26 protein-coding genes are annotated in these 26,383 nt (G+C 68.3%); 16 read left to right on the forward strand and 10 right to left on the reverse strand.

Annotation, left to right across the window (positions count from 1 at the left end; genetic code table 11):
• Positions 1 to 16 precede the first annotated feature (16 nt).
• The 4 genes from N2L00_RS15630 to N2L00_RS15645 are packed head-to-tail and all read right to left on the reverse strand — an operon-like array spanning position 17 to position 2,691.
• Positions 17 to 925 (reverse strand): DNA-3-methyladenine glycosylase, encoded by a 909-nt coding sequence (locus tag N2L00_RS15630; RefSeq protein ID WP_255862270.1) that lies wholly within the window; start codon positions 923 to 925, stop codon positions 17 to 19.
• Positions 922 to 1,605, reverse strand: coding sequence for an alpha-ketoglutarate-dependent dioxygenase AlkB (locus N2L00_RS15635; protein WP_255765432.1), 684 nt, complete (start codon positions 1,603 to 1,605; stop codon positions 922 to 924). Before N2L00_RS15635 ends, N2L00_RS15630 begins: the two co-directional genes overlap by 4 nt.
• On the reverse strand, positions 1,602 to 2,231 hold the full coding sequence (locus tag N2L00_RS15640; protein WP_255765433.1) for a methylated-DNA--[protein]-cysteine S-methyltransferase: 630 nt from the start codon (positions 2,229 to 2,231) through the stop codon (positions 1,602 to 1,604). The genes N2L00_RS15635 and N2L00_RS15640 overlap by 4 nt, the downstream gene beginning before the upstream one ends.
• Positions 2,218 to 2,691, reverse strand: coding sequence for an RNA polymerase sigma factor (locus N2L00_RS15645; RefSeq protein ID WP_255765434.1), 474 nt, complete (start codon positions 2,689 to 2,691; stop codon positions 2,218 to 2,220). Before N2L00_RS15645 ends, N2L00_RS15640 begins: the two co-directional genes overlap by 14 nt.
• A gap of 121 nt (positions 2,692 to 2,812) precedes the next feature.
• Between N2L00_RS15645 and N2L00_RS15650 the strand changes: the two genes are divergently transcribed.
• Positions 2,813 to 4,354, forward strand: coding sequence for a long-chain fatty acid--CoA ligase (locus N2L00_RS15650; RefSeq protein WP_255765435.1), 1,542 nt, complete (start codon positions 2,813 to 2,815; stop codon positions 4,352 to 4,354).
• Positions 4,355 to 4,549: 195 nt separating this feature from the next.
• Here the strand turns inward: N2L00_RS15650 and N2L00_RS15655 are convergent, their stop codons facing one another.
• Positions 4,550 to 5,530, reverse strand: coding sequence for a DMT family transporter (locus N2L00_RS15655; protein ID WP_255862269.1), 981 nt, complete (start codon positions 5,528 to 5,530; stop codon positions 4,550 to 4,552).
• 324 nt (positions 5,531 to 5,854) lie between these two features.
• Here N2L00_RS15655 and N2L00_RS15660 point away from each other — a divergent pair, with 324 nt between their 5' ends.
• The 6 genes from N2L00_RS15660 to N2L00_RS15685 all read left to right on the forward strand — a co-directional run bounded on the left by N2L00_RS15660 (position 5,855) and on the right by N2L00_RS15685 (position 13,034).
• Positions 5,855 to 7,174 carry an LPXTG cell wall anchor domain-containing protein gene (locus N2L00_RS15660; protein WP_255862268.1) on the forward strand — a complete coding sequence of 440 codons (1,320 nt, stop codon included), beginning with the start codon at positions 5,855 to 5,857 and terminating at the stop codon, positions 7,172 to 7,174.
• A gap of 353 nt (positions 7,175 to 7,527) precedes the next feature.
• A complete protein-coding gene (locus N2L00_RS15665; protein WP_255862267.1) occupies positions 7,528 to 9,903 on the forward strand; it encodes an LPXTG cell wall anchor domain-containing protein in 2,376 nt (791 codons plus the stop codon).
• Positions 9,904 to 10,186: 283 nt separating this feature from the next.
• Positions 10,187 to 10,609 carry a hypothetical protein gene (locus N2L00_RS15670; RefSeq protein WP_255862266.1) on the forward strand — a complete coding sequence of 141 codons (423 nt, stop codon included), beginning with the start codon at positions 10,187 to 10,189 and terminating at the stop codon, positions 10,607 to 10,609.
• Positions 10,610 to 10,706: 97 nt separating this feature from the next.
• Positions 10,707 to 11,036, forward strand: a complete 330-nt coding sequence (locus N2L00_RS15675; protein ID WP_255765440.1) for a hypothetical protein — start codon at positions 10,707 to 10,709, stop codon at positions 11,034 to 11,036.
• Between the two features lie 103 nt (positions 11,037 to 11,139).
• Positions 11,140 to 11,937 (forward strand): sigma-70 family RNA polymerase sigma factor, encoded by a 798-nt coding sequence (locus tag N2L00_RS15680; RefSeq protein ID WP_255862265.1) that lies wholly within the window; start codon positions 11,140 to 11,142, stop codon positions 11,935 to 11,937.
• A gap of 62 nt (positions 11,938 to 11,999) precedes the next feature.
• A complete protein-coding gene (locus tag N2L00_RS15685) occupies positions 12,000 to 13,034 on the forward strand; it encodes a S66 peptidase family protein (RefSeq protein ID WP_255862264.1) in 1,035 nt (344 codons plus the stop codon).
• On the opposite strand, the gene N2L00_RS15690 is transcribed toward N2L00_RS15685, so the two are convergent.
• Positions 13,031 to 13,969, reverse strand: coding sequence for a glycosyltransferase family 9 protein (locus N2L00_RS15690; protein ID WP_255862263.1), 939 nt, complete (start codon positions 13,967 to 13,969; stop codon positions 13,031 to 13,033). The genes N2L00_RS15685 and N2L00_RS15690 overlap by 4 nt on opposite strands.
• Positions 13,970 to 14,126: 157 nt before the next feature.
• Between N2L00_RS15690 and N2L00_RS15695 the strand changes: the two genes are divergently transcribed.
• From N2L00_RS15695 to N2L00_RS15725, 7 genes are read left to right on the forward strand one after another with little or no spacing between them, the layout of a single operon-like run.
• Positions 14,127 to 14,660 carry an HAD-IIIA family hydrolase gene (locus tag N2L00_RS15695; protein ID WP_255765444.1) on the forward strand — a complete coding sequence of 178 codons (534 nt, stop codon included), beginning with the start codon at positions 14,127 to 14,129 and terminating at the stop codon, positions 14,658 to 14,660.
• Positions 14,657 to 15,718, forward strand: coding sequence for a glycosyltransferase family 9 protein (locus N2L00_RS15700; RefSeq protein ID WP_255862794.1), 1,062 nt, complete (start codon positions 14,657 to 14,659; stop codon positions 15,716 to 15,718). Before N2L00_RS15695 ends, N2L00_RS15700 begins: the two co-directional genes overlap by 4 nt.
• Positions 15,715 to 16,743 (forward strand): glycosyltransferase, encoded by a 1,029-nt coding sequence (locus N2L00_RS15705; RefSeq protein ID WP_255862262.1) that lies wholly within the window; start codon positions 15,715 to 15,717, stop codon positions 16,741 to 16,743. Before N2L00_RS15700 ends, N2L00_RS15705 begins: the two co-directional genes overlap by 4 nt.
• Positions 16,740 to 17,996: a glycosyltransferase gene (locus tag N2L00_RS15710; RefSeq protein WP_255862261.1), complete on the forward strand. Its 1,257-nt coding sequence runs from the start codon at positions 16,740 to 16,742 to the stop codon at positions 17,994 to 17,996. Before N2L00_RS15705 ends, N2L00_RS15710 begins: the two co-directional genes overlap by 4 nt.
• Positions 17,993 to 18,619 (forward strand): SIS domain-containing protein, encoded by a 627-nt coding sequence (locus N2L00_RS15715; RefSeq protein ID WP_370646956.1) that lies wholly within the window; start codon positions 17,993 to 17,995, stop codon positions 18,617 to 18,619. The genes N2L00_RS15710 and N2L00_RS15715 overlap by 4 nt, the downstream gene beginning before the upstream one ends.
• Positions 18,616 to 19,974, forward strand: a complete 1,359-nt coding sequence (locus N2L00_RS15720) for a PfkB family carbohydrate kinase (RefSeq protein ID WP_255862260.1) — start codon at positions 18,616 to 18,618, stop codon at positions 19,972 to 19,974. The genes N2L00_RS15715 and N2L00_RS15720 overlap by 4 nt, the downstream gene beginning before the upstream one ends.
• Before the next feature lie 56 nt (positions 19,975 to 20,030).
• Positions 20,031 to 20,822 carry an SDR family oxidoreductase gene (locus tag N2L00_RS15725; RefSeq protein WP_255862259.1) on the forward strand — a complete coding sequence of 264 codons (792 nt, stop codon included), beginning with the start codon at positions 20,031 to 20,033 and terminating at the stop codon, positions 20,820 to 20,822.
• Between the two features lie 22 nt (positions 20,823 to 20,844).
• Here the strand turns inward: N2L00_RS15725 and N2L00_RS15730 are convergent, their stop codons facing one another.
• On the reverse strand, positions 20,845 to 21,783 hold the full coding sequence (locus N2L00_RS15730) for a DMT family transporter (RefSeq protein ID WP_255862258.1): 939 nt from the start codon (positions 21,781 to 21,783) through the stop codon (positions 20,845 to 20,847).
• On the opposite strand from N2L00_RS15730, the gene N2L00_RS15735 reads away from it, so the two are divergent.
• Positions 21,782 to 23,197 carry a PLP-dependent aminotransferase family protein gene (locus N2L00_RS15735; protein WP_255862257.1) on the forward strand — a complete coding sequence of 472 codons (1,416 nt, stop codon included), beginning with the start codon at positions 21,782 to 21,784 and terminating at the stop codon, positions 23,195 to 23,197. The genes N2L00_RS15730 and N2L00_RS15735 overlap by 2 nt on opposite strands.
• A gap of 3 nt (positions 23,198 to 23,200) precedes the next feature.
• On the opposite strand, the gene N2L00_RS15740 is transcribed toward N2L00_RS15735, so the two are convergent.
• The gene (locus N2L00_RS15740; protein ID WP_255765451.1) at positions 23,201 to 23,806 is read right to left on the reverse strand and encodes a TetR family transcriptional regulator; all 606 of its coding nucleotides are present in this window, start codon (positions 23,804 to 23,806) and stop codon (positions 23,201 to 23,203) included.
• Positions 23,807 to 23,885: 79 nt separating this feature from the next.
• Between N2L00_RS15740 and N2L00_RS15745 the strand changes: the two genes are divergently transcribed.
• Entirely contained in the window at positions 23,886 to 25,559 is a 1,674-nt protein-coding gene (locus N2L00_RS15745; RefSeq protein WP_255862256.1) for an FAD-binding protein, read from the forward strand.
• Here N2L00_RS15745 and N2L00_RS15750 read toward each other — a convergent pair.
• Positions 25,556 to 25,825 carry a helix-turn-helix transcriptional regulator gene (locus tag N2L00_RS15750; protein WP_255862255.1) on the reverse strand — a complete coding sequence of 90 codons (270 nt, stop codon included), beginning with the start codon at positions 25,823 to 25,825 and terminating at the stop codon, positions 25,556 to 25,558. The genes N2L00_RS15745 and N2L00_RS15750 overlap by 4 nt on opposite strands.
• Positions 25,825 to 26,316 (reverse strand): DUF2975 domain-containing protein, encoded by a 492-nt coding sequence (locus N2L00_RS15755; RefSeq protein ID WP_255862254.1) that lies wholly within the window; start codon positions 26,314 to 26,316, stop codon positions 25,825 to 25,827. The genes N2L00_RS15750 and N2L00_RS15755 overlap by 1 nt, the downstream gene beginning before the upstream one ends.
• Between the last annotated feature and the right edge of the window lie 67 nt (positions 26,317 to 26,383).

A 26,383-nucleotide genomic window follows, 5' to 3' on the forward strand; every position in this document is an offset into this window, starting at 1 on the left:
GGGCCGCGGGCGGAAGCTACCGCGCAGCGGGGGCCGGCACCGCGTAGGCTGCCCGGGTCCACAGGTGGAACAGGGCGTAGGAGCGCCACGGGCGCCAGGGCTGCGAAAGCAGGGCTGCCTCCCGCCCGCTCCCCACCCCGAGAGCGCGTTTCAACACCAAGTCATCGGCCGGGTAGGCATCCCGGTCCCCCAGCACCCGTACAGCCAGGTAGTCCGCTGTCCACGGTCCGATTCCGGGCAGGGCCAGCAGGCCGGTGCGCACGGCCGCCGGCTCCGCTCCCGGGCGCAGCGGCAGGCCACCGGCCACGGCTTCGGCCAGCGCAGAAAGAGTTCGGGCACGGGCATGGGTGATCCGGACCGCGGATTGGATCTCGGCGGCCGGCACTGCTGCCAGCCGCTCCGCCGTCGGAAAAGCGGACAACCCGTTCGGCCCGGGCTCCCCGAACGCCGCAACCAGCCGGGAGCCGAAGGTCCGGGCGGCCGCGAGGGATACCTGCTGCCCGAGGACAGTCTGGACGCCGGTTTCAAAGCCGTCCGTGGAGCCGGGCACCCGCAGGCCGGGGTGCCTGTTCACCAGGGGTTCCAGCAGCTCGAATCGGGAGAGGAACGGGTCCACTACGCCCGGATCAGCATCCAGGTCCAGCCAGGTCCGGACCGTTGATATGAGGGCGGCTTCCTCCGCCGCGGGCAGCGCGGGCAGGTCGAGGACTACTCCGGCGTCCGCCAGGGACACTGCCACGGCGACGGGGGACGAAGCTCCCTCCAGCAACCGCTCGACCGTAGCGCCGTCGTCCGTCCGGGTAACCCGCTCCAGGCCGGGCACGGCGTGCGCCTGCAGGGCACCGGCGAGCGGTTCCCAGGCGAAGGGGCCGCGGTGCCGGAGTGGACGCCGCTGCCTGCCTGCCAGGGCCGCCCCCTCGGTCATGACAGTCCGGTCATGCGCAGCGTGATGTTGATCCGCCCCGCGGGCAGGCCGGATGCCGGGTCCGCCGTGCCTGCCAGGGTCCGCGGAACACCGTGGTAGGCGAACCGGGAGGGACCGCCGAAGACAAACAGGTCTCCGGATTCCAGCTCCAAGTCGGTGTAGGGCCGGGTCCGCGTCTCGGTGTTCCCGAACCGGAAAACGCAGGTGTCCCCGATGCTGATGGATACCACCGGTGCGCTGGATTTCTCGTCCTTGTCCTGGTGCATGCCCATGTGGGCGCCCTCGGCGTAGTAGTTGATCAGCGCCGTATCGGGGGTGTAGTTCTCCGGCCGGAAATCGTCCCGGGCGTACCCGCCGTCGGGCTGCCGATAGGCCTCGCGTAGGGCGTCGCGGCCCAGCTCGACCAGCCAGTCCGGCAGCTCGGCAACGCGGCCGCCCCCGACGTCGTCGGCCGTCCGCGTGTACTTGTAGGGCTGCCAGTGCCAGCCCAGGCATACGGTCTGCACGGACATGGTGTGCCCGCCGGGGAGGACGGCCGCGCGCATGGGAACGGGCCCGATGGCCCACTGCCGGCAGGCCTGGACAATGCGCTGCTGTTTCTCCGGCGGCAGCCAGCCCGGCACATGGACGGCGCCGACGGCGGGTTCGGATCGTTCGCGGGGAAAGAGGGAGTTGCTCATGCGGCGGCTTCCAGGTCGAGGAGGATCTTCTTGGCGGCGGGACCGCCGCGGTAGCCGCCGGTAGTCCCGTCGGAGCGCAGGACCCGGTGGCAGGGGATGACCAGGGGCAGCGGATTGCGGCCGCAGGCGGTGCCCACAGCCCGGACGGCACCGGGGTTTCCGGTTAGTGCGGCTATGCCCGCATACGTGGAGGTGTGCCCGTAACCGATCTGCTGCAGCGCCTGGACCACGGTCCGCCGGTATCCGGCGGTGAGCCGCAGGTCCAGGTCCAGGTCGAAGCTGCGCCGGGTCCCTTCGAAGTACTCGCGGAGTTGGGCGGCGGGACGGGCCAGGCGCTCCGGAGCCTCGAGGATCCGCGGGCTGATCCGGGTGCTGAGGTCCTGCAGCACGGTATCCACCCCTTCGCATTCGAACGCGACCCGGACCAGGCCGGCGTCGGTGGCGGCAAGGATGAGCCGGCCCACGGGACTGTCGATGACGGTGTAGGCAACGTCCAGCAGCCCGGCTAACCCGGCTCCTGCGGCCAGGCGGGAATGCAGGGCGGCAAGGACCGCGCCCTCGCGGGGGTCGGGGTCCAGGAGCCCGGCACTGGAGGGGCCGGCGTCGGTGGTCTCAAAGGATGCCATGGCGGTCCTCCTCATACAGGGTTCGTAGTTTCTTGATCCCGTCTGCCGCGGAGCGGCGGCAGGCGGCTTCGCTGCCGCCGAGCAGCCGGGCCACTTCGGCATACGGGAGCCCGGCGAGGTGATGGTACGCGAGCGCCTCGCGCTGGCGGACCGGCAGGGTTTTCAGGGCCGACCACAGTCCGTCGGTGTCCACCTGCGGTGCCCTCACCGGTTCGGGGACTTCGTCCACCGGAACCGGGTTTCGGGCGGCGGAACGGTGCTGGTCCACGGCCTTCCGCTTGGCTATGGTCACCAACCAGGCCTGGACGTTGGCGCCCTCGGGCAGGTCCGGGTAGGCGCCCAGGGCGGCGAGGAACGTTTCGGACCACGCATCTTCGGCCTGGTCCGGGCCCACGACGGCACGGCAGACGCGCAGCACGGACGGGCCGTGTTCGCGGACAATCTGCTCAAAGGGTTTCACTTCCACATACGGTAGACGTTTTCCGCGCTCCGTTTGTGAGCCGCCGGGTCAAGAAAGTTTCCCGCGTCCGACGGCGGTGGCTAGACTTCCCTCTACGTCGCAGATCAAAGGAGATCACCCCATGCACAACCTCGCCGGCATTCTGACCGACACGGTGGCGCGCTTTCCGGAGCGGACAGCCCTGAAGCTAGATGAAACCGTAGTCTCCTACGCCGCCCTCGACGCCATGAGCGCCAAGGTTGCCGGTTTCCTCGCCAGCCGGGGCGTGGAGCCCGGAGACCGCGTTGCGCTGGTGATGCCGAACATCCCGCAGATGGCGTTCCTGTACTTCGGCGCCCTGCGCCACGGCGCCGTCGTCGTTCCCATGAACCCGCTGCTGAAGGCCCGCGAGGTGGCCTACCACCTGCAGGACTCGGGTGCCCGGATTGCCTTCGCGTGGGAAGGCGTGGCCGGGGAAGTCTCTGCCGGGGCGGAAGAGGCCGGCGGAGTGGAGGTGGTTTCCGTGGATTCGGCCGCATTCCTGCAGTTGCTGGCCGGTGCGGACAGCCGCACCGAAGTGGCTGAAGTGGATGACCAGGACACCGCGGTGATCCTTTACACCTCCGGAACCACGGGACGGCCCAAGGGCGCAGCCCTCACGCACCGGAACCTCCTCACCAACGCCTACGTGGCGCAGTCCCTGCTGAACACGGTGGAGACGGATGTCCACTTCGGCGGCCTGCCCTTCTTCCATGTGTTCGGCCAGACCGCGGCCCTGAACTCGTCCGTCCTGTCCGGCGCGTCCATCAGCCTGCTGCCTCGTTTCGATGCGGGCAAGGCCCTGGAGATCATCGAGCGCGACGGCGTAACCATCTTCGAAGGCGTGCCCACCATGTACGTGGGCATGCTCCGCCACCCGGCGGTCAAGACCACCAACCTGTCATCCCTGCGCGGAGCCATCACCGGCGGTTCCGCCATGCCGCTGGAAATCCTGCACGAGTTCGAGGAGGTTTTCGGCATCGAACTCCTGGAGGGTTACGGCCTCTCGGAGACCTCGCCGATTGTCTCCTTCAATGTTCCCGGCGGCGACCGCCGGCCCGGCTCCATCGGTAAAACCGTGGCGGGGACGGAGGTCCGGATGCTGGACCCGGACGGCAACGACGTTCCGGTCGGCGAGGTCGGGGAGCTGTCCGTCCGCGGCGACGGCGTGATGAAGGGCTACTGGAAGAACGACGACGCCACGGCCGCTGCCATCCCGGACGGCTGGTTCCGGACCGGGGACCTGGCCCGTTTCGACGAGGACGGGAACATCTACATAGTGGACCGGAAGAAGGACATCATTCTGCGCGGCGGCTACAACGTCTACCCGCGTGAGGTCGAAGAGGTCCTTTACGAGCACCCGGCCGTGGCCGAAGCAGCGGTCATCGGCATCCCCGATTCGCTGCACGGCGAGGAAATCGTGGCGGTGGTCGGACTTCGTGAAGAAGCAATGCCCGCTGACGACGCAGCACGGGACGAGCTGATCGCAGACATCCAGCAGTTCACCAAGGACCGGCTGGCCGCGTACAAGTATCCGCGCCGGATCGAGCTGACCGACGCGCTGCCCAAGGGGCCCACGGGCAAGATCCTGAAGCGGGAAATCAAGGTTTCCGCTCCCCTGGCGGCTGAGGCGCCCGGGGTGTAGCGGCCCGGGGCCTGGGGCCTTTAGGCCCCTACGGGGCCTGGAACGGCGGCAACGAAATTCTCCGCTCGCAGAGCTCGCGAGAATATTAAAGCCGCCTTCCTCCAGGCCCCTCCGGTGCCCGCGGAAGGGCCAGCAAGTGCCAGTCTCCAGTTTGCGGCCCGCAGGCGTTGCGGGAATTGAAGGGTTAAGCGGCGGCTAGGCGTAGGGCTCGACGTCGGCCGCTGCCTCCCCCGGCAGCCCGGCCGATTCGTCGGAACGGACCAGCACAACACCGGCAACAATCAGGCACCCGCCTGCCAGCTGGACGGGGCGTGGCAGCTCCGAAAGCAGCAGCCACGCCCACAGGACCGCGAACAGCACCTCGGTCAGGGACACGAACGAAGCCACCCGCGAGCCGAGGGAGCGGGCCGCAATAATCCCGGTGACGTACGCCAGCACCGTGGAAAACAGCACCAGGCCGATCAGCGGGACCCACCATGCGGTCCGCCAGCCGGCCAGGTCCACATCCGTGGTGCTGAAATCCAGGGAAAGGACGCCGGTGAGGCCCAACGCGGCCATGGTGGCACCGCCCACGAACATCCCGCCCGTGGCCAGCACCAATGGCGGAAGGGAATCGTTCTGCTTGGCGGTGATGAAGAAATAGCTCGCCAGGCAGACCGCGGCGGCGAGTCCCCACAGCACTCCCACCGGGTCAATCCGCGTGCTCCCGCCCAGGTCCAGGACCAGGACCAGCCCCGCCACGGCGGCCACCGTACCAAGGACCGTGCGGATGCCGGGGCGGCGTCGCGTGGCGACCCAGATCCAAAGCACCATCAGTACCGGGGCAAGGAACTCCAGGAGCAGGGCAACGCCCACGGACAGGCGCTCCACCGCGTTGAAATAGAAGAACTGGCAACCGGCCACCCCGATGAACCCGAACAGTACGATGGTGCGCCAGTTGCTCCGCACCTGGCTCCAGCGTCCGCGCAGGACGAGAGCTGTGGGAACCGCGAGGACGAGTGCTGCTCCGAGCATCCGGACAGCAACGGCGCCGGTGGGGCTCCAACCGGTTTCCAGCAGCGCCTTCGCAAAGGATCCGGACAATCCAAACACCGCCGACGATGCCAGCGCCACGAGAATCCCGGCCGCTCCCGGCCGCAGTGCCGTTTGGCTGCCTTTTGTCCGCGCCCGTGCCATGAATCTCCCTGCGGTTTAGGACAGCCCGGGACTGAGGGTCCGGGATTACGACGGCGACGCTACCCGGCCCGGGGAGCGCTTTCAATATGCTCTTTGTCCGGATAATCTGCATCCTTGCTATCTGAGGAGAGGCACGCTATTCTCGCCCTTACCTGCGGCATGGGTCTCTATCCGGTGCAGGTACCACTTATTGATGGCGCACATTACTGTGCGTACTTCAAATACTTGTTCAGCAGTTTCAGTCTCGTTTCCTCCGCATTCTCCATTTGCCGCCTTACCAGCATGGAAACGTCGGAGGTTGACGGTTTTATGGGGGAAAATTTCATGCAGGAAAATTCACGCAACATTTCGGCACGGGTCGGCGCCGTCAGCGCCGTAGCCCTTTTGGCAGTCAGCGGCGCATTCATTGCCAGCCCCGCGATGGCCGGAGAGCTGGACCCGTCGGCACCCGCCTCGCCGCCGGCCACTACGCCGCCGACGACGCCGCCGCCCACCGAGGAACCGACCACGCCGCCGACGACGCCGCCGGCCACCCAGGAACCCACCGCACCGGCCACGCCGCCGGCCACCCAGGAACCGACCGCACCGGCCACCGAGGCACCCACCGCACCCGCAGTTCTGGCGCCGCCCACGACCAATCTGGCCGATGGTGATGTCATTAAGACGAGCCACCTCATCAAGGGAACAGCTCCGGGGGCAACCTCCGTGGAATTGTCCATCAATGGAGCAAAGCCGGACACCATTGCTGTAGCGGCAGACGGCACGTGGAGTATTCTCGCGCCCACCTTCACGGCGGAAGGGGGGGCTACGCTGACCCTTACGATAGTTGCCATCAACGGCGACACCCGGTCAGAACCCACCACTGTCGTTGTGACCCTTGAAGATGCACCACTGCCGGCACCCGGAGTCACCACCCCGACCCGCGTCGTGGACTCCCTGAAGGTTCTCACCGGCAACGGCGTGCCGGGAGCCACCGTCACGATCACGATCGCCGGGGACGTAGCAGCACCGATTACCGGAGTTGTCACGGTTGGCGAGAACGGTATCTGGGAGCTGGCCCTCGAGACGCCGCTGGGCTACGGAGGGTATGACCTGACCCTCGTGCAGTCGCAGGAGGGCAAGGAAAGCTCCGAGACAATCACCGACTTCATCGATGTGGTCCCCGCCGCTCCGGTGGTCACCACCCCGGGCGAGGGTGCCGAAGTCCCCGTCAACAAGCTGCCGGCAGCAATCACCGGCACCGCGGTGCCCGGTGCGGACGTCGAGCTCGTGGTCGACTTCGACCTCGACGGTGAGGCCGATGTGGATGAACTCGCGATCCAGGCAACTGTCGCCGATGCCAGTGGCAACTGGTCCGTCCCGCTGACTCCTTTGGCTGAGGGTGCCCACAACATTGTTGCCATCCAGGCCGTCGGGGATGCAATCTCCGATTTCTCCGACACCAGCTTCACCGTTACGGCTGCAGTTGTTGCTCCGCCCGTCACCGTCAATCCCGTTCCGGCCGGAAACCCGGGAGCCGGCGGACTGCCCGACACCGGTGCGGCGAACCTGGGCCTGCTGGCCGGAGGCGGAGCAGCCCTGCTCACCGCCGGTGGTGCAGCCCTGCTGTTCAACCGGCGCCGCAACGCGGCTTCCGAGTCCTAGGAATTCCTAAGCAATAGACGAGGCGGGCCCCGGCGAATAGCCGGGGCCCGCTTCGCGTTTATGCCCTTTTTCGCGAACGCGGTGGCGTTAGGCCCGGCATGCAAAGCGCCCATGCACAAGCCTTGCCATACCGGGCGGTGGCCGCTATTCTTTCGCGTGTCTGTGATCTCGGTTACCCGGTGCTTTAATTCCGGCCGGTTGAATTCATTGGCAGGATAACGGCCTTTCAGGGAATCGGCCGGGATCGGTACAAATTCAGTAGTGTCAGTCTCATTACCTCCGCAATCTCCAGGTGCCGTACGTGCGCCTGCACGGAAACGCCGGTGGTCGATGTTTTATGGGGGAAAAATTTCATGCAGGAAAGTTCACGCCCGCTCTACGCACGGGTAGGCGCCCTTAGCGCCGCTGCCCTTCTGGCGGTGAGCGGCGCATTCATCGCCGGCCCGGCCATGGCTGATACCGGGGACACCCCGCAGCCGACCACGACCGAAACACCCGCCGCTGCAATGCAGGGCACCGGAGAACTGGCTCCCGGTCTCGAGGAGGCCCTCCAGCGCGACCTCGGCATGACCGTCGACGAATTCGTGGCTGCAGGCGACCTCGGCAAGAAGGCCTCGGACAACCTCGAGCGGCTCAAGGCCACTGCGGGCTTCGTCGGCATTGAGGTCCTCGACGGCAGCCTGGTTATCACCGGCAGCGGCGAAGAACTCCAGGCACTCGCTACCGAACTCGACGCCACAGTCGTTAAGCCTGAGGCCCCGGTTGTGGAGGCTCCCAGCGCAGAACCGGCCCCCGCGGCGTCCCCCGCAGTCCAGCCCGCCGAAACCGAAGCAGCCGAGGACAAAGCTCCGGCTGATGTAAAGGCAAAGCGGGCATCGGATCTCCGGAGCCTCCTGTCCGAATACGCCGCAGCAACGGGCAGTGCGGACAAGCTGCAGTCGGTCAGCGGCAACATTGAGCAGGGGTTTGAACTCAAGGTGGGCGATCCCGCAGAAGCGCTGGGTTCCCAGAGGGCCCGCGGCACGACTGCACCTATGACGCCGCAGCAGTTCGACGAGCTGTACTCAAACGTCACGGTCACCTACGACCACGGGACCACGTTGAAGTTTGAAGACATTCCGAATGGTTCGGGCTACCTCTTCGCGACCGCCGAAGGTGCCTTTGCCTGCTCCATCGGTTTCGCCGGGTTCAACGCCGACGGCGAGGCTGCCGCCATCACCGCCGGGCACTGCCCGGACGGAGCATTCCCCGAGACCACTCTCGAACATCATGACTACGACCTGGGCCTCTTCAGCGCCACCTATGAATTCGGCGGCACCGAGACCGATCCCGGTACCGATATCGGCGTCATCGACGACATCAACCCCGAGCTGACCCTGCTGCCGGAGACCCTGCAGTGGGAGAACGTTGATGATCTTTCCGCCACCACAGTGAAGGTCACCGGAACCACCTCACCCGTCGTGGGCGCACCGATCTGCAAGTCCGGCCGGACAACCTTCTGGACCTGCGGCACCATCCTGCAGAGTGATCATCTTGTCAACGTTGAGGGCTCCTGGGTTGAAGGGTTTGAAGCCCAGCTCCAGGCTGCGCAGGGCGACTCCGGCGGATCCATGATCTCCGGCAACCTGGCCGTAGGCCTCATCAGCGCGGGCGTACCCGGCTCCGGCAAGGTCACGGGCGCCGACCTCGACCGTGCCATGCCCGTGCTCTCCGGCTACACCCTCGCCATCCACCTGGACGCACCCGCGCTGACCAGCCCGGCGAACAACGGCACCGTTGACACCGACGCGGTCATCACCGGCACCGCAACGGGCGCCAAGACCGTGGACCTGACCGTCGACGGCGTCGACTCGACGGTAGAGGTCGCCGCGGACGGCACCTGGTCCTTCAAGGCACCGACCCTGGTGCCGGCCGACGAAAAGCTCACCATCACTGCGCAGGCCGTCAACGGATACAGCAAGTCCACCGTCAGCAACTTCGAACTGACGGTCAAGGAAGCTCCCCTGCCGGCCCCGGTCTTCACGACCCCCGCCACGGTGCTGCATTCCATCGAGACCGTTGAAGGCACCGGCGTAGCCGGCGCCACCGTGTCCCTGACTGTGCCGGGCGACGCCGAGGAAGAGGAAGTAGCAGCCGCTGCAGTTCTCGATACCGAGGTCGACGACGAAGGCAACTGGGCGGTAACCCTCGAGGAACCGCTGACGTACGGCGTCTACAAGCTGTCCGCAGTCCAGGGCGGCATTGCCGGCAAGGAAGACTCGGCGGCAGCGACGCTGAACCTTACGGTCGCACCCGACGCTCCGGTGATCACCTCCCCAACTGACGGCCAGGAGTTCGTTGAAGGTTCACTCCCCAACGAAATCACCGGTACCGGCACCGCCGGCGTCGAGGTGACCGTTGCGGTCGATGACGAGGCCCTCGAGGCCGTAGTCGTGGACGAAGACGGCAACTGGTCTGTTCCGATGGGCGATTTGACCGCGGGCGACTACGCAATCACGGCCGTCCAGACCATCAACAGCGCTCCGTCGGCCGACGCCTCCGCGGGCATCACGGTCACCGCAGCTCCGGTTGTGGTGAACCCGGCTCCGGCCGCCAATCCGGGTGGCGGGCTGCCTGACACCGGCGCCGCCAACCTCGGCCTGCTGGCCGGAGGCGGAGCATCCCTGCTCGCCGCCGGTGCTGCAGCGCTGATGTACAACAAGCGCCGCCGGGTTTCTGTGGACGCCTAACAGCACCAGCGGTACACACTGAAGCGGGTCCCTGCCAACGGCCGGGACCCGCTTTGACTTAAGCTACTGTCACGCACCAGGAGGAATCATGATCCGAAACCGGACGCCGCCGTCGCTCCACCTGCTTTCAGCCCGATCCCTGGCCGGGGTCGCCCTGGCGACCGTGATCGCCGCAGGCGCGGTTACCGGCTGCGCGCCGCTATCCGCAGACGAAGGCCCGGGCGCCCCGCCGGATTCACCATCCGGCACTGCCACGTCACCTACACCAGGATCGGATGCAACCATGACAACGGACGGACCCGCTGCCCAGCTCCTGCTGCTGCACGCGCGCCTCAAGAATGAGCTGGGAGCCGATTACGCGGACGGCTGGATTGACCGCGGCGTTCTCCACGTCGCGGTAACCGGTCCGGAGGCCGAGGCCAAGGTGCGCGACGCCGGTGCAGAGCCGGTCCTCGTGGCGTTCAACGCCGACCAACTGCAGCAGGCCCGCAGCCAAGTGCAGGCCTGGCTCGCGGCCAAGCCCGTTCCGGACCTGGAAGTGCACTCGATCAGCACCAGCGGACGCGCCGGCGCGGTGACTGTCCAGGTCCCAGCGGATCAGGTCGCCGCACTGCAATCGGCAGCCGATGAGCAGGCACCGGCCGGGGAAATATCCATAATTGTGGAGGAATCAGCGGGAATGGCAACCCCTCTGTCCACAAAGTAGGGACAAGCTCCGCAAAACCGGCGGTGAAGCCGCCTGCGGGCCTAGGGTTGTTGGGTCAAGCAGGCGGCACCTCCGTTCTTCCTGTCTGGATGTTCCCATGGAACAAAAGCTGCTCACCCTGCTCAGTCGCCGCACCGCGTGGATTCTCCTCGCCGTCTGTGCGGCGTTCTGGCTGGTTCTGGCCACCGGATTCCTGGAGGCACCGCTCGGCACCCCGCCCACCCTGATGTTCCTGTGGATGTACTGCAGTCTTATGCTTGCCCTGGGAAGCGTGCCGGTGGCTGCGGCCGCCGTCGCCGCGTTGGTCCTGCACCGCTCCGTGGACCGGGCCGGCGCCGCAAACGGAGCCGGTCCCGCCGTGCCGGAGGATGCGGACCGTTCACGGCGCTTATACCTTCTGCTCCACCGAGAGCTCAAGAAGCAGTAACAAAACAGGTGGTCCGGACTATTGATAACCCCTGAGCGCTCTGGTGTCCTGATCAGGCGGTCCAGCAGGGGGCCGGACCTGCTCCTGAAAACCCGTGCTGCTCATGAGCGATTTCTCCGGTGTTCCGTCCTCCCTGCTTCCGTTTGAAAAGGCCCGCCAGGCACGCGGTGACCTGCAGCAGGCGCTGCACAACGAACTTGTCCTCCGGTACCGGGAAATCGCCGAAACGGCTGCCGCCGCCTACGCGGGGAGAGGGCGCGAGCTGGCGGACCTGCGCCAGGTCGCCTACATGGGCCTGATCAAGGCGGTGCGCCGCTTTGACCCTGCCGTCGGCCCGCACTTTCCCGCCTTCGCGGTTCCCACCATTCATGGCGAGCTCAAGCGCTATCTTCGGGATCACTCCTGGGTTGTCCGGCCGCCGAGGCAGCTCCAGGACCTGCGGACCGCCATCGCCAGGCTGCAACCGGAACTCCTGCAGACACTGGGGCGGGAAGCGTCACTCCGTGAATTGTCCGAGGCATTGGGAGTTCCCACGAAAGCCGTTTCGGAAGCACTGAACTGCCAGAGCAGCCTTCGCCCGGAATCCCTCGAAGCCTTGGCGGACACCACCGGCGCCGAACAATGGGCCGTAGCCGATGGCCGGCTGGAGCGGGCCGAGAACCTTGCCATGCTGCGCCGCGCCGTGCGGGACCTGACGGACCAGGACAAGGAGCTGCTGTTCCTGCGGTATTTCCACGAGGAATCCCAGCAGGCCATCGGAGAGCGGCTGGGCCTGACCCAGATGCAGGTCTCCCGCGGACTGGCGAGGATCCTGGTGCGGCTGCAGCATGACCTGCTGGATGCGCCCAAGCCACTCAGCCAAGCAGCGACGCCCGCGGCCAGGGGCAGCGCAACCGCCTGAACCGCCGCGCGGCCTGCCCTGCCCTCCCCGGATACCGCACGGCGCCCTGTTACCGTTCCAGCATGGATCCTGCCGCCGCTCCGGAAACTGCCAGCCCGGAAAATAGAGTCCCGCCAGCCACCGTCCCGCCCAAACTGGCCAGGGGCGACCTGCTGCGCGTCATTGCCCCGGCGGCCAGCCGCGCCATGGTGGCCGAACACGATCACAGCGCCCTCATCGAACGCCGTTTCGCCGACTTGGGCCTGCGGCTTTCCTACGGCCGCCACGTGGATGAGCGCGACATTTTCGACTCCACATCGGTCGCCTCCCGCGTTGCCGACCTGCATGACGCGTTTGCGGATCCGGAGGTCAAGGGCATCCTGACCGTCATCGGCGGCTTCAACAGCAACGAGCTGCTCCCCTATCTGGATTGGGACCTGATTGCCGCCAATCCGAAGATCCTGTGCGGATATTCCGACATTACGGCGCTGCAGAACGCGATCTTCGCCCACACCGGCCTGGTGACCTATTCCGGTCCGCACTGGTCCAGCTTCGGTATGCGGGACCACTTTGACCTAACGCAGCAGTGGTTCGAGGACGCGCTGGTGAACGGCTACCGGATGGAGCTTTCCCCCTCCCCGGAGTGGACCGACGATGCCTGGTTCCTGGACCAGGACAACCGCAGTCCCCGGCCGGGGACCGGATGGTGGCCCGTGCAGCAGGGCAGCGCCTCCGGCCGAATTATCGGAGGAAACCTGTGCACGCTGAACCTCCTGCAGGGGACCGCGCAGATGCCTCCGCTGGCCGGCGCCGTCCTCATGCTGGAGGACGATGCCTCCACCGATCCCATGACCTTTGCCCGTGACCTCACCTCCCTGCTCCAGCAGCCGGACGCGGAAGATATTCAGGGTCTGGTCATCGGCAGGTTCCAGGCGTCCAGCGGCATCACGCTGCCGCATCTGCAGGAGATCGCTGCCCAGCCTGCCCTGGCAGGCCTGCCGGTTCTGGCGAACGTGGATTTCGGGCACACCCAGCCGCAGCTGACCCTGCCGATCGGCGGGCGGGCGGATCTAACGGTGGACGCGTCCGGCGGCCGGCTGCGCCTCAGCGACCGTTAGAGCGCCTCGAGCTTATCCACGGCGGCCAGGACGTCCTCCACTGTGACCGCCAGCAGCGCAGGGTCCGGATCCGTGGCGAAGGTGTCTCCGCGGCGTCGGCTTCCGTCGGTCAGGGCGATGTGCGGACCCGGCGGCGGACCCCATTCACTGACCGGCGCCGGGCCGAACAGGACCACTGACGGCCGGGCATAGGCCGACGCCAGATGCGCCGCACCGGTATCGGCCGAGATCACCAGCCGGGATCGGGAAATCACGGCGGCGAACTCGTCCAGCCGGAGCTCACCGGCCACAACGCACTCCGCCCCAAGCCCGGCGGCGGCGGCGACGGCGAGCGCCCGCTGCCGCTCGGACCCGCTGCCCGTAAAGAGAATCGGGGAACCGGTGGCGGCGAGTTCACGGGCGACGTCGGCAAACCGGTCCGCGGGCCAGAGCCGGCTGCCGTAGGCCGCGCCCACATGGATCACTACCGTTTCCGGTGCGTTTTCCGCCGCCGGCGGCGGAGCCAACCGGTAATCCAGCGGATCCGCCGGGATGCCGTGCCAGGACAGCAGTCCTGCCCACCGCTCGCGTTCGTGGACGCCGTCCTTCCACGGCGGACCGTCCCATCCGGGTCCGGCGTGCCCGATCCGGCGACGGGGCTGCAGCGCCTCGATCCTGCTGCAGCTCTCCGGACCGCTGCCGTGCAGGTTCACGGCCACGTCGATTTGTCCGGGTTCGAGCGGAATGGGCACATCCAGGCCGTGCAGGGGAAGCAGGTCATCCACGGCGCCGGTGAGCGGCAGGATGGGACGCAGCCACTCCTGCGCGGCATACCGGATACGGTGCTCCGGATACTCCCGCCGCAGGGCCTTCAGCGCCGGAACTGCAACCAGCAGATCCCCCAGTTTCAAGGCTCGCAGCACCAGCAGTTCGGGACGCTCGGGCACCTCGGACATGGGCGCAGTTTCCTTCCGGTCGGGTCAACTCCTGCCAGAACGTCCACATCCTGCCAGAAGATTGTGCCGCGGGATACGCGTGGGGCGGCTGATCCGGTTGTCGAAGAAGTGGTCCCCGCGGTGTTTAGCTTCCCTTCCGGCGGGGAACAGATGCGGTATGGGATTTTTGCCGTCGCCGCCGCGTGCCGTCCTGTTTGACCGGGACGGCACGCTGATTTTTGACGTGCCCTACAACGCGGATCCGGCGCGCGTGCGGCCGGTGCCCGGCGCCGTCGAGGTGCTGGCCGGGCTGCGGCAAGCCGGCGTGGCCGTAGGGGTAATCACCAACCAGTCCGGCATCGGCCGCGGAATGCTGTCCGCCGAAGAAGTAGCGGGAGTGAACGACGCCGTCGAAGGCCTGCTGGGACCGTTCGATGTCTGGGAAATCTGCCCGCATGCACCGGGCGACGGCTGCGCCTGCCGCAAGCCGATGCCCGGCATGGTGCTGCGGGCCAGCCGCCGCCTGGGGCTCGATCCGGCAGAAGTCGCCGTCATCGGTGACATTGGTGCCGACGTCGGAGCCGCCGCGGCCGCCGGTGCACGCGGCGTGCTGGTGCCCACCGCCGCTACCCGTGCCGAGGAAACCGCCGCGGCTCCGCTCGTGGCGGGCGACCTGGCCGAGGCCGTGGAGTTGCTGTGGGGCAGCCGATGAGCCGCCGGGTGTTGGTGGCCCGGCTCGACGGCGCCGGGGACGTCCTGCTCGCGGGCCCTGCCGTCCGGGCGGTGGCGGCGGCACCGGAGGTGGAAACGGTGCTGCTGTGCGGTCCGCAGGGGGCGCCCGCCGGACGGCTGCTGCCCGGGGTCGCGCAGGTGCTGGAGTGGTCCTGTCCCTGGATCCTGAATCCTGCCCCGGAACCTTCCCGGGACCTGCTGGAGGCACTGCGGGTCATGGTGCGGTCCGTCCGGGCCGAGGAGGCGGTGATCCTGACGTCCTTCCACCAGTCCCCGCTGCCCCTGGCATTGCTGCTCCGCGAAGCCGGGGTACGCACTATTACGGGGGCGTCCTCGGATTACGCCGGTGCCTTACTGGCCCACCGGCTCAAACCCGGGGAGGACTTCCCCGAAGACCAGCCGGAGGTGGATCGTGCGCTGCGGATCGCTGCCGCCGCAGGTTTTCCGCTTCCCGCCGGCGACGACGGCCGGCTGCGGCTGGGACCCTTGCCCGACGTCTCCCACCTGGTGGGCACCGGACCCTACATCGCGGTGCATCCGGGTGCCGCCGTCCCGGCCCGGGCCTGGCCGGCGCTGCACCATGCCGCCGCCGTCGAACTGCTTACCGCCGCCGGCTTCCGCGTGGTGGTCACCGGCGGCCCCGGAGAGAAGGAGCTGACCGCCACCGTGGCGGCGGTAGCCGGCCTGGACCTGGGCGGACGCACGGATCTGGCCACGCTGGCGGCAGTCCTGGCCGGAGCGGACGCGGTGGTGGCCGGAAACACCGGGCCGGCCCATCTGGCGGCCGCGGCAGGCACTCCGGTGGTGAGCCTCTTCGCACCCGTGGTGCCCGCCATCCGGTGGGCGCCCTACGGGGTTCCGCTGGAACTGCTGGGGAACCAGCACGCTGCCTGCAGCGGAACCCGTGCCCGGATCTGCCCGGTGCCCGGGCATCCCTGCCTCTCCGGCGTTTCCCCAGAGCAGGTGGTGGAAGCGGTGCAGCGCCTGGTCACCGGCGTGCCGTCGCTGCAGACGCACCGTGAAATGAGGCACCGATGAGGATTCTGCTGTGGCACGTGCACGGCGGCTGGATGGAGGCCTTTGTCCGCGGCGCCCATGAGTACCTGCTGCCGGCTACTCCCGCACGGGATGGCTGGGGGCTGGGACGCGGCGGCCGGTCCTGGCCGGCAGCTGCCGTGGAAGTGGTGCCGGAAGATCTACGCACACAGCAGATCGACGTCGTCGTGCTGCAGCGTCCCGAAGAGATCGAAGCCTGCACCCGCCTGCTCGGCAGGCGGCCCGGCCGCGACATTCCGGCGGTGTACCTGGAACACAACACCCCGCGCGGCAACGTGCCCGAGACCCGGCATCCGCTGGCGGGCCGAACGGACATCCCGGTTGTGCACGTCACGCAGTTCAACCGCTTGATCTGGGACACCGGGAGGGCGCCGGTACGGGTGATCGAACACGGCATCCCCGACCCCGGCTACCGCTACACCGGGGAGCGCCCGCATCTTGGAGTGGTGGTGAACGAGCCGGTCCGCCGCAGCCGGGTGGCCGGCACCGATCTCCTGCCCGGATTTGCCCGGGCCGCACCGCTGGAAATCTTCGGGATGGGCACGGAACGGCTGCCCGGACTGCTGGGCGCAGACCGCCTGCTGGTCCGCGGCGACCTGCCCGTTGCCAGGCTGCACCGGGAACTGGCCGGCTGCCGGGCCTACCTGCACCCGATGCGCTGGACGTCGCTGGGCCTGTCCCTGCTTGAGGCTATGCATCTGGGACTGCCGGTCCTGGCCCTTGCAACCACTGAAGCGGTCCGGGCAATCCCGCCGGAGGCGGGGATGGCCAGCAACGATCCCGACGAGCTGGTCCGGGCGGCACGGATGTTCCTGGCCGAGCCCGAGCAGGCACGCGCCTGCGGCCGGGCCGCCCGTACGGCGGCATTGGCCCGGTACGGGTTGGAGCGGTTCCTCTCCGACTGGGACCGGCTCTTCGCGGACCTGCTGACCGAGACGGTTTCCGCCGCAACGTTTCTTCCGGCCGCGGGAACCGCACCGGCATCAACAGGAGGGGGACAACAGTGAGAATCTCAATGGTGTCCGAACATGCAAGTCCGCTGGCCGCACTGGGCGGGGTGGATGCCGGCGGCCAGAACGTGCATGTGGCCGCGCTGTCCGTGGCGCTGGCCGCCCGCGGCCACACCGTGCAGGTGTACACGCGGAGGGACGATCCCGGGCTCCCGGACCGGGTGCAGGTGCAGGACGGCCTGGAGGTAGTGCACCTGACCGCCGGTCCGGCCCTGCCGCTGCCCAAGGATGACCTGCTGCCGTACATGGGGCAGCTGGCCGGCGGCGTGCTGGCCGACTGGGGAACCGAACCGCCCGACGTCGTGCACTCGCACTTCTGGATGTCCGGGCTCGCCGCGCTGGAGGCGGCCCGGAGCGCCGGAGACGAGGGCGTGCCGGTGGTCCACACCTTCCACGCCCTGGGCACCGTGAAGAAACGGCATCAGGGTGCCGAGGACACGTCCCCGCCGGAACGGGCCTGGCTGGAACCCTCCGTGGGCCGGCGGGCGGACCGGGTGCTGGCCACCTGTTCGGACGAGGTCTTCGAACTCAAGGCCATCGGGGTGCCGGGCAGCCGGATCTCCATTGCGCCCTGCGGCGTGGATCTGTCCCTCTTCTCTTCCAGCGGGCCGGCGGAACCACGCGGACGGCGGCACCGGATTGCCGCCGTCGGGCGCCTGGTGCCGCGCAAGGGCGTGGACCTGGCCATCCGGGCCCTTGCACTGCTGCGGGACGAGGGCCTGGAAGATGTGGAGCTGCTGATTGTCGGCGGCTCCAGTGACAGTGCCGGACTGGAATCGGATCCGGAGGCCCGCCGGCTGCTGGCCCTCGCCCGGTCCCTGGATGTGGCGGACCGGGTGCTGCTCCGGGGCCAGGTCCCCCGCGAACAAATGCCCGCAGTACTGCGCAGCGCCGATGCCGTGGTGTGCGCGCCCTGGTATGAACCCTTCGGGATCGTGCCGCTGGAGGCGATGGCGTGCGGAGTGCCCGTTGTTGCCTCGGCAGTGGGCGGGCTGATCGACACCGTGGTCCACGGCAGAACCGGCCTGCATGTGCCGCCACGGGATCCGGCAGCCCTGGCCGCCGCGCTCAAGGAGCTGCTGCAGAACCCCCGCTACGCCCGGCGGCTCGGCGCAGCGGGCAAGCAGCGCGCCGCCGCCCGCTACTCCTGGGACCGGGTGGCACTGGAGACGGAGAAGGCCTATCAGCTGGCGCTGGGCGCCGCGGCGAGGCCCGGACGGCTGCAGCCGCTGGGAGGGAAGGCGCTGTGAGCATCGAATCACCGGTCACCGCGCCCGTCTCCGGGCCGGAGCAGGCAGTGCTGGACCACCTGGCCCAGGCGCAGCCCGCCCTGCTCTCCCTCCAACGGCAGGCCCGGCACCTGACGGAATGGGGCCTTGAGCTGGCGGCCCGCCTGTTGGCCGGGCACCGGCTGCTGACCGCCGGAAACGGGGGGTCCGCGGCCGAAGCCCAGCACCTGAGCGCGGAACTGGTGGGACGGTTCGACGGCGAGCGCCGCCCGTTTTCCGCGATTGCCCTGCATGCCGAAACCTCAGCCGTGACGGCCATCGCCAACGACTACGGCTTCGACCAGCTCTACGCCCGGCAGGTGCGGGGCCACGGCAGGCCCGGAGACGTCCTCATCCTCTTCTCCACCAGCGGCGCGAGCCCCAACCTGCTGGCCGCAGTGCAGGCCGCACACGCTGCCGGGCTGCGGACCTGGGCGTTGACCGGCCGGGCGCCGAATCCGCTCGCGGCGGCCTGTGAGGACTTCATTGCCATTGATGCACCGGCAGCAAATGCACAGGAGGCCCATCTGGTTGCCCTGCATGCCCTCTGCCGGTCCTTTGACGCCGAGATTGAACGGCTCACCGCTGCAGGAGGAACCGCGTGAAGACAATCGTAGTGGTGGGTGATGTCCTGCTGGACACGGACATTTCCGGCTCGGCCCAGCGCCTCTCCCCCGATGCGCCCGTGCCCGTGGTGGACGTGGACGACGTCGGACGCCGGGCCGGCGGAGCGGGCCTGGTGGCGCGCCTGCTGGAGCGGGACGGCCGGCAGGTCCATCTGGTGACGGTACTCTCCGACGACGACGCCTCCGGGCTGCTGCGGACCGCGCTGGCCGGCATCCCCCTGACCTCCGGCCCGTCCGACGCTCCCACCCCGGTAAAGACGCGGATCCGGGCCGGCACCCACGCCGTGGTCCGCTTCGACCAGGGCTGCTCCCCCGCCCCGGTCCCTGCGGTCACCGCGCAGATGCTGTCCGTGGTCGCGGCGGCCGATGCGGTGGTGGTTGCCGACTACGGCCGCGGGCTCACGGCCAACCCGGCCCTCCGGGACCTGCTGGGGACCTTGGCAGGGCGTATCCCCGTGGTCTGGGACCCGCACCCGGCCGGGGCCGATCCGGTGCCCGGGGTTGCGGCAGTGACGCCGAACCTGGCTGAGGCCCTGTCCGCTGCCGGGGAGGCACCGGGCGGGGTTCCGGCCGCACTTCGGGCGGCGGAAAAACTGCTGACCCGCTGGCAAAGCCAATCCGTGGTGCTCACCCTGGGGGCGCAGGGCGCGCTGGCCCTCCCCGCAGCGGGGTTGGCACAGATACTTCCGGCCCCGAAGGTTTCCGCCGAGGACGCGTGCGGTGCCGGAGACCGGTTTGCCGCTTCCCTCGCCGTGCGGCTGCTCGACGGCGACGGGCTGGAAACCGCCGCCGAAGGCGCGGTGCAGGCGGCGGCCTCTTTCCTGGCCGCCGGCGGGGTGGCCGGACTGGACGCGGAGGACCCCATCTTCGGCACCGAAACACCGGACGCGATGGCGACCGCGGCGCAGGTCCGGGCGCGCGGCGGAACCGTGGTGGCCACCGGCGGTTGCTTCGATCTGCTCCACGCCGGGCATGCCCGCACCCTGCTGGCGGCCCGGGGGCTGGGCGACTGCCTGATTGTCTGCCTGAACTCCGACGATTCCGTCCGGCGGCTCAAAGGAGAGCAGCGCCCGATTATCGGTGCCGGGGACCGGGCGGAACTGCTGCAGTCCCTGGAATGCGTGGACGGGGTCCTGGTCTTCGAAGAGGACACCCCGGCCGCCGTGCTGGAACGGCTGCGCCCGGACATCTGGGTCAAGGGCGGGGATTACCGCGAAGACCAACTTCCGGAGGCCGCGCTGATCCGTTCATGGGGCGGGGAAACGGTCACCGTCCCGTTCCATCCGGCCCGTTCCACCACGGCCCTGGCCTCCGCACTCGCGAAGGTCGGCTGAGCGGCCCCGGCCCCTGGCTCCACTGCCCCCTAATAACTCCGCTGAAAGGAATTCCCATGACCCTGTTCCCCGCGGCCCCCGCGCCGGCTTCACTGCCCGATCCTGTGCCCGGTCCTGTCCCGGTTCCGGACCCCCTCCTCCAAACGCGCCCCCTTCCCGCGGTGTTTACCGGCCGGGTGCTGGTCACCGGCGGCGCCTCCGGGCTGGGCGCCGCCGTCAGTGCCGCCGTGACCGCCGCCGGCGGGTCCGTGGTGGTGCTGGACCGGGATATCAGCGCCGTCACGGAGGCCAAGGCCGTGCAGGTGGACGTGGCGGACCGCGCCGGCGTGGAAGCGGCCGTCCGGGAGGCGGCGCAGATCCTGGGCGGACTCGATGCCGTGGTCACCGCCGCCGGTATTGACCGCTGCGGCCGGCTAGAAGACGTGGCGGCGGAGGAATGGGAGAAGGTCATCGGCGTGAACCTGCTGGGCACGGTCTCCGTGGTCCGCGCCGCCCTGCCGTATCTGGCCGCCTCCCACGGCCGGGTCATCACCGTGGCTTCCACGCTGGGGCTCAAGGCCGTCTCCGATGCGACGGCGTACTGCGCCTCCAAGTTCGGGGTGATCGGCTTCAGCCGCGCCCTGGCCGCCGAGACCCGCGGCCAGGTGGGTGTGACCACCATGATTCCCGGCGGCATGAAAACGCGGTTTTTCGAGGACCGCACCGAGCAGTACCGCCCGCAGGACGATTCACGGCTGAACGATCCGGAAAACGTGGCCGCGGCAATCCTCTTTGTGCTGGGCCAGCCCGTCGGCTGCGAAGTCCGCGAAATGCTGATCTGCCACGATCAGGAGGATTCCTGGCCCTGAGCCCGGCTCCGGTGCGTGCCGGTCACGCGGACGACGGCGGCGCCTTCCGTCCGCGGGTCCGCACGGCGACGCCGGCGCAGAGGATGACGGCCAGCCCGCCCAGGACGGTGGCCCAGGTCAGCTGCTCATGCAGGAGCAGGGCTGCCCAGCAGATGGTCAGCACCGGCTGGGCCAGCTGTACCTGGCTGACCTGGGCCATGGGGCCGATGCCCAGGCCGCGGTACCAGGCGAAGAAGCCCAGGAACATGCTCACCACACCCAGGTAGGCGAAGGCAGCCCATTCCCCCGGGCCGCCGGCAGGTGCCCTCCCGGCAAGGCTGAACAAAGTCAGGCCTGCCATCACCGGCGAGGCGAGCACCAGCGCCCAGGAAATGGTCTGCCAGGCACCCAGCTCCCGGGTCAGGATGCCGCCCTCGGCGTAGCCAACCGCTCCGGCGATCACCGCGGCGAACAACAGCAGGTCCGACGGGTGCAGCCCGGCCAGCCCGCCGCCCTGGAGGGCCGCGAACCCAACGGCGGCCGCTGCCCCGACGGCTGCCATAACCCAGAACCGGCGGGGCGGACGCTCATGCGTGCGCAGGACTGCCATAACGGCGGTGGCGGCGGGCAGGAGGGCGGTGACAACGGCGCCGTGGCTGGCCGGGGCGGTGGCGAGTGCGAAGGAGGTCAGCAGCGGGAAACCGGCTACCACGCCGCCGCCTACCAGGGTCAGGCGCGCCCATTGCGTGCCCCGGGGCAGCCGCTGCCGGGTCAGTGCAAGCGCGGCGGCAGCGAGCAGGGCGGCGACCACCGCCCGGCCTGATCCGACAAAAAGCGGCGCCATGCCGCCCGCCACGGCGAGTCGGGTGAAGGGAAGGGTAAAGGAGAAGGCGGTGACGCCGAGCAGGCCCCACCACAGGCCCTCGCGGCTGGGCGGTAGCACTGTTGGCACTCGGAGAGTAGCGCTATTATGTGGCTTCATGGCCGATAGTAGCAGTGCGAACCGGATCGTGGCAGACCTGCGCTCGTGGATCTCGGCGGCGGCTCCCGGGGCACAGTTGCCGTCCACCCGGGAGCTCGTGGCACGGCACGGAGCCAGCCCGGTCACGGTGCAGAAAGCGCTGCGGACCCTGGCATCCCTGGGCCTGGTGGAAGGCCGGCCCGGTGCAGGAACTTTCGTCCGCGCCCGCACCGTTGCCCGCGCTCACGACTACGGCTGGCAGACCGCCGCCCTCGGCGCTCCGCGCAGCCTGCCCACCCTCTCCACCGCCATGCGGTCCGTGGCGGATGACGTGATTGCGCTGCACTCCGGCTATCCGGACCCGGAGCTGCTGCCCGGACGCCTGGTCCGGGCAGCTTTCGCCCGCGCCGCCCGCACCGACGCCGCCCTCTCCCGCTCCCCCGCCGCCGGGCTGCCCGAACTGCGTGCCTGGTTTGCCGCCGAACTGGGCAGGGATGCCCCGCCGGGGGTGGCACCTCCGGCAGCCTCCGACGTCGTAATCCTCCCCGGCAGCCAGATCGGGCTCAGCGCCGCCTTCCGCGCCCTCGTGGGGTCCGGACGCCCGCTGCTGATGGAATCCCCCACCTATTGGGGCGCCATCCTGGCCGCCGCGCAGGCCGGGGTGCAGGTGGTCCCGGTGCCCAGCGGCGGTGACGGACCGGACCCGGAGGAGCTGGCCCGCGCCTTCGCTCAGACCGGCGCGCGGGCTTTCTACGCCCAGCCCGCTTTCGCCAACCCCACCGGTGCCTATTGGTCGCGGCAGCGGGCCGACCAGGTGCTGCAGACCGTACGGCGGCACGGGGCGTTTTTGATCGAAGATGACTGGGCACATGACTTCGGCATTGCCGCTGATCCCGCGCCCCTGGCCGCCCGCGATGACGGCGGGCACGTGGTGTACCTGCGCTCCCTCACCAAGAGCATTTCCCCGGCGGTGCGGGTGGCGGCCATCATTGCCCGCGGCCCTGCACGCGAACGGCTGCTGGCGGATTTCCAGGCATCCTCCGTGTATGTCAGCGGAATACTGCAGGCGGTGGCGCTCGACGTCGTCACCCAGCCCGCCTGGCGCACGCATCTGCGCCAGCTGCGGCCCCAGCTGGCAGGACGGCGGGACCTGCTGATTGATGCGCTCCGGGAGCACGCTCCGCTAGCCCAGGTGGAGGCGGTCCCCAAGGGCGGACTCAACCTGTGGGTGCGCCTGCCGGACAACACGGACCTCGCCGCCCTCACCCGGGACTGCGAAAGCGCCGGCGTGCGGGTGGCACCGGGGAACGAGTGGTTTCCGGCCGAGCAGGCCGGTGCCTATCTGCGGCTGAACTACTCCGGGCCGAATCCCGGTGCGTTCGGCGAGGGGGCGCGCATCTTGGGGCGGGTGCTGGAGCAGCACCGGCACGGCTGACCGCTAGTCCCGCGCCGCCGCCGCATTCAACAGCTCGAACGCCCTCAGTGCCTTGGCGACAACCGCCGAAGGCGTGTCTGCATCATCCTGGAATGCCCAGAACGCGAGGGCTTCCATGATCGCAGCCTGCACGGCCGAGGCCAGCGCCCTCGGTCGGAGTCCGTCCTCGGGTTCACCCAGTCGCCTGGAGATGATCTCTACCAGTTGACCGTGCCACAACTGGTACATCTCCGACTGGCTGGACTGCAGTTCGCGGATGGTCACGATCAGCCGCATGCGCTGGCGGCTGAGCACGGAATGTTCATCGGGCTCTCCGAACGCCGCCGTGACGGCGGCGATGATGAGGTCGATGAGGGGAAGGTCCTCTCCCGCTTGATCGAACCCCTGCTTCAACGCCTCAAAAGCAGAGTCAACGGCTCCCCAGACAATGTCCGCCTTGGCAGGAAAGTATCGATGCAGGGTACGGACGCTTACTCCTACCTCCGCCGCGATGTCTCCAACGGTGACGTTTTCGTAGCCCTGCCGGACGACGACGTCGAATGCCCGTGCACGCAATTCAACGTCTTCCAGAAGCGGGGGCCGTCCCGGTGCCCGTCTGCTCGAACTCATGGCTCAACCGTAGCCCTTGTCCCGTTCTGCGAGTTATGGCAGACTCTGCCGGAATTGAGGTACCGACAAGGAGGTCGTTATGCCCGAAGTGCAGCAGTTCGATGTGATCGTAGTGGGGTACGGAGACGCAGGTGCGGCAGCAGCCATTGAGGCAGCCGACAACGGAGCACGGGTGTTGGTGTTGGACCGGTCTTACGGCGGCGGAGCGAGCGCCCTTTCCGGAGGCGTCGTTTATGCAGGTGGCGGCACCCGGCAGCAACGCGAGGCCGGCTACGAAGACACCGTCGAGAACCTCTACAACTACCTGCGGCAGGAGGCGGGCAACAGTGTTGACGACTCAACGCTTCGCCGCTTCTGCGCCCAGAGCCCGGAGACAATCACCTGGCTGGAGCAGCAGGGAGTGGTCTTCGGAAGCAGTGTTCCGTCCTACAAGACGTCGTACCCCACCGATCAGCACTACCTGTATTTTTCCGGCAACGAGAAGGCCTATCCGTACAACCTCACTGCCGAACCCGCGCCGCGTGGACACCGCGCCGTTGCCAAGGGGCTGGCTTCAGGCAAGGTGCTGTGGTCAGCCCTCGCTGCCGCCGCCCGTCGGAAGGGGGTGGTGTTCGTTCCACTGGCCCAAGTGAGTGACCTGATCGTCGAGGACGGAGGCGTGGTGGGGGTGCGGTACCGCGTACTCGGGCAGGACCATGCCAATGCGGCGGAACACGCACGGCTGACCCGCCTCACGGGGAAGCTGGGCAACTGGGCTCCCGGTCTGGTGAAAGGACCGGTGGCGAAGATCAAGAGCCTGTGGGAAAACGGCGCCGAAGAGAAGGAAGCCCGCGCGACAGCAGTGGTTCTGGCTGCTGGAGGCTTCATCTACAACCAGGAATGGGTCCAGCGTTACGCCCCGGAATTTACCGGGATTTCCCCGCTGGGAACACCGGCGGATGATGGGTCGGGAATCCGGCTCGGCATGGATGCGGGCGGAGCCACGGCCAAGATGGGCAACGTGACGGCCTGGCGGTTCCTCTCCCCGCCGAGCGCCTTCATAGAAGGAGTTACCGTGGGGCTGAACGGCCGCCGGATCAAGAACGAGGATCTCTACGGGGCCACCCACGGCAACGTGCTGATGCGGGAGTTCGGCGGCAAGGGCTGGGCCGTCTATGACTCGGTGAGTTGGAAGAAAGCGCGCGGCCAGGTCCGGTCCCAGACCCAGATTTTCCAAAAGCTACAGGTCGCCTTCCTTCTGACCGTGGGCCACAAGAAAGCGGATACCCTCGCGGAGCTGGCGATGAAAATCGGTGTTGATGCCTCGGGTCTGCAGCAAACCGTTGAGGCCTACAACCATGGTATTGCCAGCGGCGCCGGCGATCCCGCCCATAAAGCTCCTGAACTATCCGTTCCCGTAGGCAAGGCTCCCTTCTATGCCTACGACATTTCCGTTGATGCCTCGCCGTTCTATCCGATTCCGGGCCTCACGCTGGGCGGACTGGTGGTGGACGGGGAGTCCGGGCTGGTGAAACGGCAGGACGGGACGCTTATCCCTGGCCTCTATGCCGCTGGCCGCAATGCTGTCGGCGTCTGTTCCAACAGTTACGTCAGCGGACTATCCCTCGCAGACTGCATTTTCAGCGGCCGCCGTGCCGGACAGCACGCTGCCGCCCGACTAAAAGCCGGACTGGCAGAAGACGCGGCTTCCGGACGGGAAGACCTGCAAGGAGGCCGGATCCTCACGGACGCGACAGATGAATCGATGGCCTAGTCTGCCGGTTGGCGGGGCACGGCGACGAGGAACCCGCCACTGTCGTCGGCCCCGTCCGTTTCACCGGCCTCCCAGCGCAGCAGGTCCCCGGGCTGGCAGTCCAGTACCTCGCAAAGGGCAGCCAGAGTGGTGAACCGCACCGCCTTGGCACGGCCGTTCTTCAGCACGGCAAGGTTCGCCGGGGTGATGCCGATCCGCTCGGCCAGCACGCCAACCGGCATCTTGCGCTTCGCCAGCATCACGTCGATGTCCACAATGATCGGCATCAGATCACCCCGCCGAGTTCGGCGCGCAGGCGGCTGGCTTCGGCCGCGGTGTCGACGGCGGAGGCCAGAAGCGCCCGCATCACCAGCACCAGCAGGGCACCGGCCGCAACGGTCACCCCCATGCCGCCAATCAGCAGGACAATGCCGGGAGCCACCCCTTCCCCCGGTGCCAGCACTGCCCCCAGCGCAAAGAGCAGCAGGGCTGCCACCGAGAGCGCACCAATCACCACATCCACGTAACGGAAAGCCGCAGAGGAAAACACGGTCTCCCGCCGGACCATGGTCAGCAGGCGCCAGACGCAGACCAGGCAGACCTGGAAGGCGAGGACCCCCAGCACCACAATCACCAGGACCGGCACACGGACGGCTTCGGCGCCCGCCTCGGCCAGGTCAATGCCGAACAGCGGCACCAGTACGGCCTGCACAAACAGGGTGCCGAGGAACACCAGCACCAGCACTATCCGCAATGCCAGGATGGTTGCTTTTCCCATCAGGCTCTCCCTACCGGACCACTTCGATTGAAGGACAATCAATACTTATCGACAATCGAGAGGTCCG

Source organism: Arthrobacter sp. zg-Y1171 (assembly GCF_025244845.1).
In the GTDB taxonomy this organism is placed as follows: Bacteria; Actinomycetota; Actinomycetes; order Actinomycetales; family Micrococcaceae; genus Arthrobacter_B.